Consider the following 14,409-nt stretch of genomic DNA (forward strand, 5'->3'; position numbering starts at 1 on the left):
ACCGAAGGCGGGCCATTCTGCTTCTATCTGAATGCCCCGTCATCGTTGAGCTCTTTCCTACTCTGCAGCGGGTTGGGGCAGCGTCCCCGCAGCAGCTTCCATTCTGCCTCCGGCCAATGTCCGCTGACCCAAAGCGATGATCGCGACGGACGCCACGCCGGCGATTACGGATACGAAGAAGCCGTTCTGCGCGCCGAAGTTGTCGACTACCCAGCCCGCCACGAACGCCCCGAGCGCCATGCCGATGCCAATGCCGGTCATCACCCACGTAACACCCTCGGTCAGCATTGAGTCCGGAACCCGGCGCTCGATCAAGCCAAAGGCCGTGATGAAGGTCGGCGAGATGGCGATGCCGCTCACGAAGACCGCGAGTGCCAGAAGCGGTACCGTATCGGCAACAGTGAGCGGCAGGGCCGTCACGGCAAGGACGCTGACCGCGATCAGCAGCTGCCGCTGCAGCGGCATGCTGGGATTGAGAGCCCCGATGACCAGGCCGACGACGAACGATCCGATCGCGTAGACGCCGATGACGAGACTTGCGGCATTCGGCTGCCCGAGCTCTTTCGTAATCGCAACCGCACTGACTTCCGCCGTAGCGAACATCGAGCCGACGAATACCAGGGCGAGCGTTATGATCTGCACCGGGCGCAGCCGAATTGCCGATCCTTGGGAAGCGCCGCGCTCCAGGTGACGCACCTTCGGTTCAGTAGACCGCTGCAGGACGAAAGCAGCCGTCCCGACCGCAAGGAAGATGGTGCTGACCAGAATCCCGGCTTCCGGAAACAGAGCGACCGCCAGCCCGACCGAGAGCGATGCGCCGGCGATGTAAACCAGTTCGTCCGCTGCCGACTCAAAGGCAAAGGCCGTGTTCAGCTCGGGACGGTCGCGGAATATCTCTGTCCAGCGCGCCCGCAACATCGCGGGAATGCTTGGCATCGCCGCCGCTAGAAACGCCGACGCGAACAGCGCCGATGCTGGCCAGTCCTGGTTCGCTCCCACGATGAGAGCAATAAAAGCCAGGACCGAGACTGCCGTGGTCGGCGCTATGACTGCCGACTGGCCGAGCCGATCGACCAGTCGTGAAATTTGCGGAGAGACAAGCGCATTTGTAAGGGCGAATGTTGCTGAAACCGCGCCCGCGATCCAATACTCCCCACGTGTCTGCGACAGCATGGCGACAATGCCGATCGGTGCCATGGCAATGGGCAGGCGCGCGAAAAAGCCCGCGGCGGAGAAGCCTTTCGCGCCCCGCACACTGAAGATCTCCCTGTAAGGATTAGACATGAGGTGTTCCTTCGTCATCAGGACGCCCACTTACATACGTAGCGTATGTGGACGGTAGTTGCATACGCGCCGTATGTCAAATAAAATACGCACCGTATGCGAAGAAGGAGACTCCATGAGCAAGCCGCGCCCGGTCATGATCGCCGAGACACGCGCGAAGTTGCTTGCCGCTGCCCGGCTCGCCTTCGGAACGGTAGGCTATGCCCAATCCTCAATGGATGATTTCACGGCAGGCGCGGGATTGACGCGTGGCGCGCTCTATCACCACTTCGGAGACAAAAAGGGGCTGCTGCAGGCGGTGATTCAAGAGTTGGATGCGGAGATGACGGCGCGGTTGCACAGTGTCTCGTCACGAGCACCCACGCGCTGGGAGGGCTTCGTCGACGAGTGTGTGGCCTATATCCAGATGGCGCTCGAGCCCGAAATTCAACGAATCATGTTTCGCGACGGCCCCGCCGTCCTCGGGGACATATCGCAGTGGCCAAGCACCAACGGCTGTATCGCAGCCCTCAGTCGGAGCCTGAGCCAACTCAAGGCGGACGGAGCGATTATCGACGTCGATGAAGAAGCGACCGCGCGCCTGATCAACGGTGCCAGCAGCCATGCTGCCTTGTGGATCGCCAACTCGGAGGCCCCGCAGGAAACATCGCAAAGAGCGGTGGAGGCGTTCCGGGTGCTGCTCGAGCGACTGAAGAGGCCTGACGCAGACACTGTCAAAGCTCGCGCCACGATTTCAACAACAGGATCTTGAACGAGCTTCAACACATCGGCGACAAGCGCCATCGACACCCGCGAGGCGCCTGCCCGCCACTTACTGAGCCGAACGGCCCTGGAGCCAGCGTTTCAGGATCGCCGCAAGTTCCTCTGGTGCTTCCATCGGGATCATATGCCCGGCCTCGACCAACTCCATGACCGCGCCAGGGATGCCATCGCGCAATTCCTCGGCCTCCTCGATACTGCGGAGGCGGTCCTGTGTTCCCGCGACGATGAGCGTGGCGCGGCGGATCTCGCCGAGACGTTCAAGATCGCCATCACGGCGAAACATTGTCTGCTGCTGAAAGACCCTGCCGCCGAGGCGAACGCTCATCGCATGGATCCGCTCGATCAAGTCAACGTCGTTGTGTCGATCCGGGTGAACAGAGGCGCGGAGGGAAGCAGTGCTGAGCCCCCGAAACGTGGCCGGATCGAATGCGGCGGCTGCCGACCTGCGCCGAGCTTGAATTTCCCCATCTCCCCGCGCGGAGGTGGCGATCAGCACGAGCGACGATATCCGCTGTGGTGCAAGCCGTACCATCTCGCGCGCGACGTAACCTCCCATGGAGAAACCGACGAGCATGAACTGCTCTGGCGCGTCAATCAGTGCTTGTCTCGCCATGTCCTCAATCGACTGCGCCCGCGTCGGATCGACATGGACGATTTGGCCGCTGATATGCAGCCGGCGGAGCATGTCCGACCATAGCTCGCCGTCGGTCATGAAACCGGGGACAAGGACGATGTTCATCCGTTCGGTTCTTTCAAATGGTCTCACCGCTCAACCTGCCAAGCCTGCGGTCTTCTACGAGGGAGATCCGACCGGGCATTGAGCCGAGCGAATCGCCGCAATGCTATATATTTTTAACCGGCTATGCCTCGGGCAACATGCAGTAGCGGATGCGGAAGGAAGCGTGAGGAATGCTGGCAAGGAACGCTGGTGCTTGAACCATCTGGCTCCCCGCTTGAGGCTTGATGAAGAGCCGGAATTACCTGAATAAAATCAATGTGGTGCAGAGGACCGGGAGACTTTCCGACCGGCCCGCGCGGCGGGACCGGCCGGCTTGTCCGTCAAATTTCTACGGTCAAGAAGTCCGAAAGCGGCAGTTGCAGCGCGGATGCGATACGCTTCAGCTTCGCTGGAGTTTTATCCAGACCGCTTTCAATCTCACTGATTTCGACGTTGGCGAGGCCACAAGTGACAGCAAGGTCTTCGATGCTGTAGCCGACAGCCTCACGGGCGGCCCGGACACGGGCGGCCACGTCGTTGCTGACGACGGCGGCGGCTTGCTGATTGTCAAAACTTTCGAGTGAAATGGACATAAATGTCTCCTTCTCTTGGCATTGAATTTTTTTAAATTCGATGTTGAGGGGGGTGACACGCGCCTTGGCGACGGCGGTAACGTTTTATGTCATCGATGTAACATAGACAAGCCACCATACCGCGAAACGCACTGCAACCGGCTCGCGCCACGCTACCAAAATCGAATGCAATCACGCTCTTGACGTCGTTGTGTGCGCTCACGGGATTTCTAACATCCGGAGGCGAGATCCTGCCCCTATACTCAAAACGCTGTTTCCAGCGGGCGCCGTTGGCCATAAACTGGAATCATGAGGGTTTCTAGTTTCACTGCATTTCAGCACCTCCGGATCTTCAGTGGCATATTCGCTTTGCATAGGCTGCTGCTCGACACGCGAACGCGACATCGCGACAGCAGCAATGAGGCCGGATGTCTTGGTTCTTCACAGAATAGACAGTTGCCGCCGACCCCTGTAACCGGCTCCGCCGGCTGGAGGCGGCACTCCGCGGAATTGTTTCCGTCGCCGGGCCAAGTGCGGCCGCAAGATCCTCCAATCCGATGGTGGTGCCCCACTCTGGACGATAGCCCAGCCTGCCGCATCCGAACGGCTTTGGCGGATTGCCCCTTCTGAAGGGAAGGAACCGAAGATGACGAATCAAGCCGGAGCGAACGCAGCACCTAAGCCCGCGGGCGCGGAGGGCACGAGCCTCCGGGACCAGTTCGACATGATGCGCCATGCCTTCATGGCGTCCCCGCTGCTGAAGACAATCCTCTGGCTTACGGCCGGCAGCTTCGCGATCATCATTGCGACAGCGATCGGGCAGATCATCCTCAACCGCTGGAACCGGCCTTTCTTTGACGCGATCGAGCGGCGCGATCTCGACGCCTTTTTCTATCAGCTCCTGTTGTTTGTCTTCATCGCCGGCGGCCTGCTGGTGCTCAATGTCACGCAGCAATGGCTCAACCAGATGGTGCGATTGAGGCTGCGCGAGGGGCTGACGCTCGACTTGATCAACGAATGGATGCGGCCGCTGCGCGCGTTCCGGCTTGCCAACTCCGGTGCAATGGGCATCAATCCGGACCAGAGAATGCAGGAGGACGCCGGCCATCTTGCCGATCTCACCACCGATCTCGGTTTCGGCCTTCTGCAGTCGTCCATCCTCCTCACATCGTTCGTGAGCGTCCTCTGGGCGCTCTCGTCGGGCTTTGTTTTCCACATCGGCGGCTACTCGCTCGAGATCCCGGGCTATATGGTCTGGGCAGCGATCCTTTACGCCGGCTCGGCATCCTGGCTGAGTTGGCTTGTCGGGCGGCGTCTGATCGTCTTGAACGGGGATCGATACGCACGCGAAGCGGAACTGCGTTTCTCGCTGATGCATGTCAGCGAACATATCGATGCCATATCGCTTGCCGGGGGCGAGACCGGCGAGCGGCGGCGTCTGGAACTCGATCTCGCAACCGTGCTCCGGGCCATGCGCAATATCTACCGTGCCCAGATCAATCTTGGCTGGGTCCAGGACGGCTATGGCTGGGTCACGGTTGTGGCGCCGATCCTGGTCGCCGCGCCCGTCTATTTCGCCGGCGAGATCAGCTTCGGCGGCCTGATGATGGCTGTCGGCGCCTTCAACCAGGTGCACACGTCGCTCAAATGGTTCGTCGCCAATATCAGCGCCATCGCCGACTGGCGGGCGACGCTTCTGCGCGTCGCCGCCTTCCGCCGCGCCATGATCATGACGGACGTCCTGCACGACGCGGAAAAACGGATCGAATTCGTCGAGAACGACACGAACAAGCTCACCTTCGACAATCTCGAAGTCGCGTCGTCGAGCGGACGTACCAGGCTTTCCGAACCGCATATCGAGATCGGCGCCGGTCAGCGCGTAGTCATCAGCGGCGACCCCCGCGCAGGAAAGACGCTGCTCTTCCGGGCGCTCGCAAGGCTTTGGCCCTGGGGAAGCGGACGCGTCGGGTTGCCGGCTGGCGAGATGGTCGCGTTCATCCCGCGCTCCCCGTATTTTCCGCGGGGCAAACTGCGCGACGCGCTTTCCTATCCGCGCGCTGGTGACTTCTCGGATGCGAGCCTTGTTGCTGCCCTTTCGAAAGTCGGGCTTGATCAGCTGACCACGTTGCTCGATCGTGAAGCGCGCTGGGAGCGCGAACTGAGCGATGACGAACAACGTTCACTCGCCTTCGCACGGCTTATTCTCCATCGGCCGCGCTGGGTGATCATCGATGAGGCACTCGAGACGATGGATGGGGAAGCGATGAAGCTGGCCCTATCCATCTTCGAGGACGACCTGCGCGATACCGCCGTCGTCAAGATCGGCCGCACGCCGCGGAACGGACCACTGTTCTCCCGTGTCATCCATCTCGTGAAGGAGGCCGAAGGTCCCGTACTGAAGCCCATTCACCTTGGCGCTAGCCTGCACGAGAAGGAACTCGCGGCAAGCGCGTCTTGACGGCGCTATGGCTTCGGCGCTCGCATTCCGAAGTCATCATGCTTCGAGATCAGGGAACGGATATAGCGCTTTGAAATAACGTCAACTCTATACAATGTGGAATTGCTTCAGACGCCGCGCTTGTTGCCCCAGAGCAGAACATGCAGTTGCGGCAGGACGCGCGCCTCGAACCAGCGGTCCTCAGTGACCTTGGCGACCAGCCAGAGCGTGCGCTCCATTATGCCGTCGATGTCGATCGCCGCATTGTCGTCATCGGCGGGCGGCGGTGTGTGGTTCCCGGGTTGCAGATAGACGGGCAGTTGCGGATAACGCGCCGCCGCGGCCTTGGCATAGGCATAATCCGCCTCGTCGAACACGACGATCTTCAGCACCGTTTGCGGTCTGCCCCCAGACATTCGCAGACATACGTCGAATGCCTGCCAGTCCGTTTCCATCGAACTCGACGGCGGCTTCGGGCTCAGCACCAACACGTCCAAGTCGGCAAACCAGTCCCTAGCAACCGATCCCTGCGTTTCGAGGGCAAAACGGTAGCCGTGGCGATGGCCGCGATCGATGAGTCCGCCAAGCGGCTGGATGGCCGGATTGCCGCCGGAGAGCGAAACCATAAGCGGCTTTCCGTCAGACAACCGCGTGACCTCGCGCCAGACATCCTCCGTGGACATCGCCTGCCATTCGTCGCGATAGCGGCTGTCGACCGCATGCATGCTGTCGCACCAGGAGCAACGATAGTCGCATCCGCCGGTCCTGACAAAGACGGTCGGTAGGCCGATCAGCACGCCCTCACCTTGTATCGTCGGCCCGAAAATCTCGCTGACGCGGATCTCGACAGATCTTTCGGAGGTCATGGCCGGTATTCCGCCCAGGTCTTCGCCGTTTCGCTGACGCGCACCGCGGTCGTCTCCGGAAGTCGTGCCTTGCACCAGTCGTAGAAGTGCTGCGCCAGACATTCCGCCGTCACGCGGTCGTGGCCGAGAACGTCGTTGAGATGCCGGTGATCGAAGGTCTCGTCGATGTAGCGCTTCAACGGCGCGAGCTCATGATAGTCGCGGACGAAACCGTGTTCGTTCAACGTTTCGGCCGAAAGCTCGACCTCGACGACATAGTTGTGCCCGTGCAGGCGGGCGCACTGATGCTCGGGCGGCAGGCTCGTCAGCTGATGCGAGGCGGAGAAATGAAATTCCTTGGTGATGCGGAACATCATTTCACCTCCTCGGCGGAGAAGGCGCTTGTGGCCGCGGCCCAGAAATCAGGATCGTCGTATTCCGTCGGATCCTCGACGCCCGCCAGATGAAAGGCTTCGCGCCGTTCGACGCAGGTGCCGCAACGGCCACAATGGCGCTCGCCACCCTTGTAGCATGACCAGGTCTCGGCGAAAGGCGTTCCATTCCTCGCCCCGTCCGCAACGATCTCGGCCTTGGAGACGTTGACGTACGGCGCATGGAGCATGACGTCGGCATAGCCTTCAAGGGCATGGGCCTGCATCGTCTGAAACGCGTCGATGAAGCCCGGCCGACAGTCGGGATAGACGAAGTGGTCGCCACCGTGTACGGCGGTCGCCACCGCATCGGCCTTGCCGGCCGCGGCAACGCCGAAGGCGATCGCGAGCATGATGGCGTTGCGGTTCGGCACGACCGTTACCTTCATGGTTTCCTCGGCGTAATGCCCGTCCGGCACATCGACATCGTCGGTCAATGCCGAACCACTGAGGTGGCGGCCGATCTCGCGAATGTCGATGGTCTGGTGGGGGACGCCGAGACGTGCGGCGCAGGCGGCGGCGAAATCCAGTTCCTTGCGATGCCGTTGGCCGTAGTCGAACGACAGCAGGCCGACAAGTTCGTGTTCCGCTGCCACCTTGTGCGCAAGCGAAACGGAATCCAATCCGCCGGAGCAGATCACGATGGTTTTCATGACAGGTGTCCTTGTTTTGACCGGGTAGGCTGCGACCGGAGTTTTATCTGCGCGTTCTTTAGGCCAAACGGCGCGCCTTGTGAATACCAGGCTGTACGAAGGAGGCACTTTGTCCGATGGACACGAACGCGTCCTAGGATCATTTCATTGTTTCATTGAAACAGTGACATGACCTAACTCCTTGAAAGCTCGATATCGGGCGGCAGGCGAACTGGCAACGACATTCGCTGGCTGTTCCTGTGACGCCCCCTGCAACAAGGAAGCTGGCCGTCGCGCCTCAGTCGCTGCGGCACCGCCGCAACGCCCGTTCCCACTCAGAAGCTGTTGCGCTCGTGATAGGTGCGCAGGAAGGACTGAATCCGCGCGTCCTCGGGATGATGCAGGATGCGGTCGGGACTGTCGACGCCGACCAGTTCACCCTTTTCCATGAAGACGACCTGATCGGCGACATGGGCGGCGAAACCCATTTCATGCGTCACCACCACCATGGTCATCCCCTCGCCGGCCAGCGTTTTCATGACGTTCAGCACCTCGCCGACCAGCTCCGGGTCCAGCGCCGAGGTCGGCTCGTCGAATAGCATCAGCTTGGGTTCCATGGCGATCGCGCGGGCGATCGCAACGCGCTGCTGCTGGCCGCCGGAAAGCCGCGAGGGATGGTTCGCCATCTTGTCCGCCAGCCCCACCTTGGTCAGCGCCTCGGCAGCGCGGCGCTCCGCCTCGGATTTCGACATGCCGCGCACGCGGATCAACCCTTCGGCAACATTCTCCCTGGCAGTCATGTGTGGCCAGAGGTTGAATTGCTGGAACACCATGCCGATCGAGCGCCGCATCTCGCGCAGCTTGCGACCCGGCATCTTCTTGCCCGGCGCGTCATAGCCGATCAGCTGGCCGTCGATACGAACCTCGCCGGAATCATACTCCTCAAGGAAGTTAATGCAGCGCAGGAGCGTCGACTTTCCCGAGCCTGAAGGTCCAATCAGGCAGGTGACCTTGCCCGGCAGGATCGATAGGTCGATATCCTTCAACGCCTGAAAGTCGCCGTAGTATTTGTTGACCTTGCGGATTTCGACGGATGACGCAGCAAGCATCTTACGTCCTTTCGATCAGATGTTTCGTGATGCGCGCTTCCATTCTGCGGCCGACACGCGAGATCGCCTCGACCAGCCCCCAGAAGAACAGCGCCAATACCAGGTTTGCTTCCAGGTAGCGGAAGGTTTCGGCCGACATTCGCTGCACCTGATACAGCAGTTCGGGAACGGTTATGATCGACAGGATCACCGTTTCCTTGGTGAGGATGATCGAGAAGTTCACCAGCGCCGGCAGCGCGGAAACCAGACCCAGGGGCAGCAGAATACGGCGCACGATATTGAGTTCGGACATGCCGATCGCACGGGCCGCCTCGATCTGGCCGAGCGGTACGGCGCGGAAGCCCGAGCGGAATATCTCGGCGAAATAGGGACTGCCATAGATCGTCAATCCCAGGAGGCCCGCAGGCAGCGCGTCGAGGCGCAGGCCGACGAGCGGACCGCCGTAGTAGAGCACGAACAGTTGCACCAGGAAGGGCGTGCCGCGGATCACTTCGATATAGGCCTGGATGATCCAGGTGACCCAGCGCGGCGCATAGCGCTGAATGAGCGCGATGACGAGGCCAAGCGCCATGCCGAAGACCGTGCCCAGTGCCCAGCAGAGGATGGTATTGCCGAAGCCCTTCAGCATCGAGGGGCCGTATTGCTGCAGGATGCTCCATTCCATCAGACGGCCGTCCTGTGTTCGAGGTAACGTCCCAGCGCCGCCAAGCACAAATTTATCAGCAGATAGATGCAAGCCGCCGCTATATAGACCTCAAGCGGACGGAAGGTGGTAGCGGCCTGCGCCTGGCTGGCGCGGGTGATTTCGAGAATGCCGACGACGGAAACCAGCGAAGACGCCTTTACTAGCAAGATAAGTTCGTTGATCAATGCCGGCAGCGAAAGCGCCACGGCCTGCGGAAGGATCACTCGGGTCCACACGTCGCGGGGGTTCATGCCGATGGCGACCGCAGCCTCGGTCTGGCCTTTCGGCAGCGCCGCGATCGCGCCGCGCCAGATTTCCGAGATATAAGCACTGGCGCAGATGCCTACGGTCACCACGGCGGCGACCATCGGGGGCACATCCAGGCCGATGACCGGCAAGGTGTAGTAGAACACCAGCAATTGCACGAGCAGCGGCACGCCGCGCAGGAAACTGACCCAGATGGCCGCAAAACGGCGCAGTGGCGGGTAAGGCGACAGGCGGGCGGCGCAGATCAACGTACCAATCACCAGACCCAGCCCGATGCCCAGAACGGAGATCAGCAGCGTGTATCGCGCCGCCCAGAACAGCGGCCCGAAGCTTTCAAGGAAAACCGCGAAGGAAAACATGCGCCCTCACCTTGCTACAAGGGAACGGGCGGAGGCGGCCTCCGCCCGCAAGCAACTCAATTCGCCGGGACTTCGCGGGGCAATTCGGTGTAGGTGCCCAGCCACTTTTCCTGGATGGACTTGACGCGGCCGTCAGCGGTCATCTTCAGCAGCGCGTCGTTGATCGCCTTGGCAAAACTCTCACTGTCGGCGTCCTTGCGCAGCACCCAGGCAAAGTATTTCGGCTCACCGAACTGGGCGGGCGTGAAGAGAGCAAAGGTCTCAGCGCGGTTCTTCACCAGATAGGTGAGGTTCGGCAGCGAGCCAGCAACGGCATCCAGACGGCCGGCAGCAAGGTCGGCATAGGCTTCGTCCGTGGTGCCGTATTCCTTGATCGACACATCGCCCAGCTTCTGGCCGTAGGCTTCAAGCTGCTTGAATTGCGCGGTGCCCTGCTGGACGCCGACGGTCTTGCCCTTGATGTCTTCGGGCTTGGTAAGTTCGCTGTTGTTCGCGGCCTTGACCAACGAGACGGTCGCGTCGGCGATCGGCAAGGTGAACGCGTAGCGCTGAAGCCGCTCCGGCGTGATGGTCACCGGTGCGATCACGATATCGAACTTCTTGACCTCGAGACCCGGCAGCTCGGCGGTCCAGGGAATATCCTGATACACCGGCTCGACACCGATCTCCTTGGCAACCGCATCGAACAGGTCCTTGGTCATGCCCTCATAGGTGCCGTTGTTCAGCATATCGAAGGGGGCGTAGTGCATGTCGGTCGCGGTAACGATCTTGCCCGCGGCCTTGATGTCGGCAAGCTGGTCGGCCTCGGCGGCGCTCGCGAGGCCAAGTGCGGCCAAGCCGAAAAGCGCGCCCTTGATGGTCATGTGAATGCTCATTGCAGTTGCTCCTTGTTATGTATTGCGCTCTGGACTGTCTGCGGTTCCGCCCCTACAGCGCCGCGCCTGACAAGATGCGCAAAGGACGCTGTAGCGTTTTGAATTGCTGCATGTCTTTATCCCTAAATCGGCTACGATCTAAGGAACATGCAGCAGGGTCAGTTCAGCATCTGGCCGGAAATGATGATGCGTTGAATTTCACTTGATCCTTCGTAGATTCGCATGATCCGCAAATCGCGGTTGATCCTTTCGATCGGAAAATCACGAGTATATCCATAGCCGCCGTGCAGTTGCAGCGCGCAATCCGCGATGCGGCCGGCAGCCTCGGATGCGTGCAGCTTAGCCATGGAGGCCGCGAGAGAGAAGCGCCCGCCGCCTGCGTGCGCCAGGTCCCGTTGCCGCGCTGCGTCCTGAGCGAGCAGCAATGCCGAACGATAGGCCAATCCCATATCCGCGATCATCCACCGTATGCCCTGCCGGTCACTCAACGGCTGGCCGCCGATGATGCGGTCCTTCGCATAGCCGATGGCCGCTTTCATCGCCGCCTCGGCCATTCCGAGACACTGAGCGGCCACTTCGATGCGGCCATTGTCGAGCACCTGCATCGCGGTGCGGAAGCCGCTGCCTTCCTCGCCGAGCAGCGCATCCGCAGGGAGATGGCAATCGATGTTCAGCGTGAAGACATGACCGCCCTTCAGCCCCATGGTCTTTTCCGCCGGAGCGGCCTCAAGGCCCGGCGTGCCCTTGGGCAGAATGAAGGCCGAGATGCCGCGATGTCGCTTCTCCGGGTCGGTCACAGCATAGAGCACAATGAAATCCGCCACACCGCCATTCGAGATGAAGCATTTCGTACCCTTGAGATGCCAACCGGTGCCGGTGCGGCGTGCGCGGGTTTTCATGTCGGCCGGATCGGATCCCGCAGTGGGTTCGGTCAGGCCGAACGCTCCCAAGGCTTCGCCCGTCGCGGCCCTGGTCAGCCATTCCTGCTTCTGCGTCTCCGTTCCGCCAAAGAGGATCGAGTCGGTCGCCAGATAATGTGCCGTCAGCGCCGACGCGGTGGAGCCGCAGGCGCCGGCGACGATCGCCACGGCCCTGAGCAGCGCGGGGGCAGAGATGCCGCTGCCGCCATACGCCTCGGGCAGGTTGGCGCCCAGCATCCCGGCTTCGGCCAATATTGCCAGTTGGTCATGAACGAAGGTCGAGGTTTCGTCGGTCTCTGCCGCCTTTGGTGCTATGCGCTCCGCGCAGATGCGGGTGAGCACGTCGCAAAAAAGCCGCTCTTCCTCAGCCAGCATGTACCATTCGTCACTCATGCGCGTTCTCCAATCCGAATTCCTTGAGGATCGCGTCGCGATCGCCTCCAAGGCGCGGTGCCGAGGTCGCCGCCACCGGTTTTTCGCCGTCGAAGCGGACAGGCTGACCGACTGTGGGCGCCTCGCCCAGCACCGGATGCTGCAGCAGGCTGACCAAACCGCGCGTGGCTGCGTGCTCGTTCGACATCGCCTGCGCGATGTCCCAGATCGGCGCGGCGGGCAGGCTTGCGGCGGAGAGGGCGGCGACGGCTTCCTCGGTGGTCACGGTGCGGGACCAGCTTTCGATCAGCGCCTTCAACGCCGGCTCGTGCTCCGTGCGGCTTGTGTCCGTGGCGAAGCGCGGATCGCCGGCAGCCTCGGGCTCGCCGATGAGATCCGCAAGCGCGGTAAATTGTCTGGCGTTCAGCACGGCGATCACCACCTGCCCATCCTTGGTGGCAAAACAACCGAAGGGGGTCGAGAGCGGATGGCGGTTGCCGACGCGTCGCGGCAGTTGTCCGGCATAAAGATGCAGCGCGTGGCTGGTGGTCAGCATGGAAAACAGCGCGTCATACATCGCGACGTCGAGGGTGGCGCCCTGCCCTGTCGTATTGCGCTGCACCAGCGCGGCCATGATCGACCAGCTGGCAAACAGCCCCGACAACAGATCGGCAATGCTTTCGCCGGTCTTCAGCGGCGCACCGCCCTCTTCGCCGGTGCTGGCCATAAGCCCGGACATGGCTTGCACCACCAGGTCATAGGCCGGCAAGTCCCTGAACGGCCCCTCCTGTCCGAAGCCCGAGATCGAGCAATAGATGAGGCGCGGATTGGCTTTTCGCAGCGCCTCGGCGCCAAGCCCCAACCGTGCGGCTACGCCGGGGCGAAAATTCTCGACCACGACATCGACACGAGCCGCAAGCGCCTCAGCCAGCGCCAGGTCGTCCGCATTCTTAAGGTCCAGGACAACGCTGCGCTTACCGCGATTGTTCAGCGTGAAGAGGGCGCTTTCGCCCTGACTGAACGGGCCGATATGGCGATAGTCATCGCCAGTGGGCGGCTCCAGCTTGATGACCTCGGCCCCGAGATCGGCAAGCAGGGCCGTACAGTAGGGCCCCGCCAGCACACGGGACAGGTCCAGCACCTTGATCCCCGCAAGCGGCCGGCTCATACCCGCGTCTCCGACGCTGGGTGCGCTACCTGGTCACGAGTCATGGCATTGCTGAGAACGTGCATCCGCTCCTCCTCCCGATTGGTGCCGACACATGGATAATGTCTAAACATAACGCCGCAGATATGTCTATACTTATTTTGAAGATGTGTCTAAACTTACCGGTGGCGCTGCTCTGGTGGTGTGGAGGAGATGTGAGCGACAAACTGACTGGCCGGACCATGCCCAAGGCACAAAGTATCGCCGACGAGGTCCGTCGTCGGATCGTCGAACTGAAATGGCGCCAGGGCGAACGTATACCCGACGAGGCGGAACTCGCCGTCGAGTTCGACGCTGCGCGGGCGACGGTCAACAAGGCGTTGCAAGTGCTCGCGGACGAGGGCCTGCTGGATCGCAAACGACGGGCCGGCACGCGTGTGGCGATCAATCCGGTGAGCAAGGCGACCTTCTCAATTCCGATCGTGCGTGAGCAGGTCGAGGAGGCGGGAATGGCCTACAGCCATCGCGTCGTGGCGCAGCGACTCAGTCCGGTCCCAGCGCAGATCGCAACGCGCCTGGGTCTTCCGGAAGGCGAGCTTCTGGTTCATCTCAGGGCCGTGCACTACGCGGACGGAAAGCCCTACCAACTGGAGGAGCGCTGGCTTAACCCGCGCGCCGCGCCAGGGCTGCAGCAAGCCGACCTCCGGGATCTGAATGCCAACGAATGGCTGGTGCGCAACGCCCCCTATCTTCGGGCAGAATTTTTCTTCTCGGCCGAAAACGCCGATCGGCGCGACGCGCGATTATTGCAGACTAGGCAAGGTCAGGCACTGCTGATCCTGCATCGCACAACCTGGAATGATCTCGGCCCCATCACCACTGTCCGGGTGGCATTCCAGCCCGGCCACCGTTTCGGCGCCGGCGAGGGCCGCGATCACGCGGGCTAACACCTGACGCAATCTTGCGGAAGCGAATGCGCAGTTCCCTTCCGCTA

The 14,409-nt window shown here is 61.6% G+C and carries 15 protein-coding genes; 3 read left to right on the forward strand and 12 right to left on the reverse strand.

Features of this window, described 5'->3' with window-relative positions:
* Window positions 1–57 precede the first annotated feature (57 nt).
* Window positions 58–1,284: an MFS transporter gene (locus FKV68_RS29190; protein ID WP_180942414.1), complete on the reverse strand. Its 1,227-nt coding sequence runs from the start codon at window positions 1,282–1,284 to the stop codon at window positions 58–60.
* 115 nt (window positions 1,285–1,399) lie between these two features.
* Here FKV68_RS29190 and FKV68_RS29195 point away from each other — a divergent pair, with 115 nt between their 5' ends.
* On the forward strand, window positions 1,400–2,035 hold the full coding sequence (locus FKV68_RS29195) for a TetR/AcrR family transcriptional regulator (protein ID WP_180942415.1): 636 nt from the start codon (window positions 1,400–1,402) through the stop codon (window positions 2,033–2,035).
* Window positions 2,036–2,095: 60 nt separating this feature from the next.
* On the opposite strand, the gene FKV68_RS29200 is transcribed toward FKV68_RS29195, so the two are convergent.
* Together FKV68_RS29200 and FKV68_RS29205 are read right to left on the reverse strand one after the other, a co-directional pair.
* A complete protein-coding gene (locus FKV68_RS29200) occupies window positions 2,096–2,785 on the reverse strand; it encodes an alpha/beta fold hydrolase (protein WP_180942416.1) in 690 nt (229 codons plus the stop codon).
* A 320-nt stretch (window positions 2,786–3,105) separates the two neighbouring features.
* Window positions 3,106–3,357 (reverse strand): helix-turn-helix domain-containing protein, encoded by a 252-nt coding sequence (locus FKV68_RS29205; protein WP_180942417.1) that lies wholly within the window; start codon window positions 3,355–3,357, stop codon window positions 3,106–3,108.
* 625 nt (window positions 3,358–3,982) lie between these two features.
* Between FKV68_RS29205 and FKV68_RS29210 the strand changes: the two genes are divergently transcribed.
* The gene (locus tag FKV68_RS29210; RefSeq protein ID WP_180942418.1) at window positions 3,983–5,794 is read left to right on the forward strand and encodes an ABC transporter ATP-binding protein/permease; all 1,812 of its coding nucleotides are present in this window, start codon (window positions 3,983–3,985) and stop codon (window positions 5,792–5,794) included.
* A 107-nt stretch (window positions 5,795–5,901) separates the two neighbouring features.
* On the opposite strand, the gene queE is transcribed toward FKV68_RS29210, so the two are convergent.
* The 9 genes from queE to FKV68_RS29255 form a co-directional block, all read right to left on the reverse strand.
* Window positions 5,902–6,639, reverse strand: a complete 738-nt coding sequence (gene queE, locus FKV68_RS29215) for a 7-carboxy-7-deazaguanine synthase QueE (RefSeq protein WP_180942419.1) — start codon at window positions 6,637–6,639, stop codon at window positions 5,902–5,904.
* Entirely contained in the window at window positions 6,636–6,992 is a 357-nt protein-coding gene (gene queD, locus FKV68_RS29220; protein ID WP_180942420.1) for a 6-carboxytetrahydropterin synthase QueD, read from the reverse strand. The genes queE and queD overlap by 4 nt, the downstream gene beginning before the upstream one ends.
* A complete protein-coding gene (gene queC / locus FKV68_RS29225) occupies window positions 6,992–7,702 on the reverse strand; it encodes a 7-cyano-7-deazaguanine synthase QueC (RefSeq protein WP_180942421.1) in 711 nt (236 codons plus the stop codon). The genes queD and queC overlap by 1 nt, the downstream gene beginning before the upstream one ends.
* Window positions 7,703–8,016: 314 nt before the next feature.
* Window positions 8,017–8,790: an amino acid ABC transporter ATP-binding protein gene (locus tag FKV68_RS29230; protein ID WP_180942422.1), complete on the reverse strand. Its 774-nt coding sequence runs from the start codon at window positions 8,788–8,790 to the stop codon at window positions 8,017–8,019.
* Window position 8,791: 1 nt separating this feature from the next.
* Window positions 8,792–9,454, reverse strand: a complete 663-nt coding sequence (locus tag FKV68_RS29235) for an amino acid ABC transporter permease (protein WP_180942423.1) — start codon at window positions 9,452–9,454, stop codon at window positions 8,792–8,794.
* Complete coding sequence (locus FKV68_RS29240) at window positions 9,454–10,101, reverse strand: amino acid ABC transporter permease (RefSeq protein WP_180942424.1); 648 nt, start codon at window positions 10,099–10,101, stop codon at window positions 9,454–9,456. Before FKV68_RS29240 ends, FKV68_RS29235 begins: the two co-directional genes overlap by 1 nt.
* A 56-nt stretch (window positions 10,102–10,157) precedes the next feature.
* Window positions 10,158–10,976, reverse strand: a complete 819-nt coding sequence (locus tag FKV68_RS29245; RefSeq protein WP_180942425.1) for a transporter substrate-binding domain-containing protein — start codon at window positions 10,974–10,976, stop codon at window positions 10,158–10,160.
* 158 nt (window positions 10,977–11,134) lie between these two features.
* Window positions 11,135–12,289, reverse strand: coding sequence for an acyl-CoA dehydrogenase family protein (locus tag FKV68_RS29250; RefSeq protein ID WP_180942426.1), 1,155 nt, complete (start codon window positions 12,287–12,289; stop codon window positions 11,135–11,137).
* Window positions 12,282–13,436 (reverse strand): CaiB/BaiF CoA transferase family protein, encoded by a 1,155-nt coding sequence (locus FKV68_RS29255; protein ID WP_180942427.1) that lies wholly within the window; start codon window positions 13,434–13,436, stop codon window positions 12,282–12,284. Before FKV68_RS29255 ends, FKV68_RS29250 begins: the two co-directional genes overlap by 8 nt.
* A 221-nt stretch (window positions 13,437–13,657) precedes the next feature.
* On the opposite strand from FKV68_RS29255, the gene hutC reads away from it, so the two are divergent.
* Entirely contained in the window at window positions 13,658–14,362 is a 705-nt protein-coding gene (gene hutC, locus FKV68_RS29260) for a histidine utilization transcriptional repressor HutC (protein WP_180943948.1), read from the forward strand.
* The last annotated feature ends 47 nt before the right edge of the window (window positions 14,363–14,409 follow it).

The organism is Sinorhizobium mexicanum, assembly GCF_013488225.1.
GTDB lineage: Bacteria > Pseudomonadota > Alphaproteobacteria > Rhizobiales > Rhizobiaceae > Sinorhizobium > Sinorhizobium mexicanum.

Coding starts and splice junctions, on each gene's coding strand:
- FKV68_RS29230 (WP_180942422.1), bottom strand. CDS start 8,790: ATGCTTGCTGCGTCATCCGTCGAAATCCGCAAGGTCAACAAATACTAC.
- FKV68_RS29255 (WP_180942427.1), bottom strand. CDS start 13,436: ATGAGCCGGCCGCTTGCGGGGATCAAGGTGCTGGACCTGTCCCGTGTG.
- FKV68_RS29245 (WP_180942425.1), bottom strand. CDS start 10,976: ATGAGCATTCACATGACCATCAAGGGCGCGCTTTTCGGCTTGGCCGCA.
- FKV68_RS29235 (WP_180942423.1), bottom strand. CDS start 9,454: ATGGAATGGAGCATCCTGCAGCAATACGGCCCCTCGATGCTGAAGGGC.
- FKV68_RS29205 (WP_180942417.1), bottom strand. CDS start 3,357: ATGTCCATTTCACTCGAAAGTTTTGACAATCAGCAAGCCGCCGCCGTC.
- hutC (WP_180943948.1), top strand. CDS start 13,658: ATGCCCAAGGCACAAAGTATCGCCGACGAGGTCCGTCGTCGGATCGTC.
- FKV68_RS29195 (WP_180942415.1), top strand. CDS start 1,400: ATGAGCAAGCCGCGCCCGGTCATGATCGCCGAGACACGCGCGAAGTTG.
- FKV68_RS29250 (WP_180942426.1), bottom strand. CDS start 12,289: ATGAGTGACGAATGGTACATGCTGGCTGAGGAAGAGCGGCTTTTTTGC.
- FKV68_RS29240 (WP_180942424.1), bottom strand. CDS start 10,101: ATGTTTTCCTTCGCGGTTTTCCTTGAAAGCTTCGGGCCGCTGTTCTGG.
- FKV68_RS29190 (WP_180942414.1), bottom strand. CDS start 1,284: ATGTCTAATCCTTACAGGGAGATCTTCAGTGTGCGGGGCGCGAAAGGC.
- queD (WP_180942420.1), bottom strand. CDS start 6,992: ATGTTCCGCATCACCAAGGAATTTCATTTCTCCGCCTCGCATCAGCTG.
- queC (WP_180942421.1), bottom strand. CDS start 7,702: ATGAAAACCATCGTGATCTGCTCCGGCGGATTGGATTCCGTTTCGCTT.
- FKV68_RS29200 (WP_180942416.1), bottom strand. CDS start 2,785: ATGAACATCGTCCTTGTCCCCGGTTTCATGACCGACGGCGAGCTATGG.
- queE (WP_180942419.1), bottom strand. CDS start 6,639: ATGACCTCCGAAAGATCTGTCGAGATCCGCGTCAGCGAGATTTTCGGG.
- FKV68_RS29210 (WP_180942418.1), top strand. CDS start 3,983: ATGACGAATCAAGCCGGAGCGAACGCAGCACCTAAGCCCGCGGGCGCG.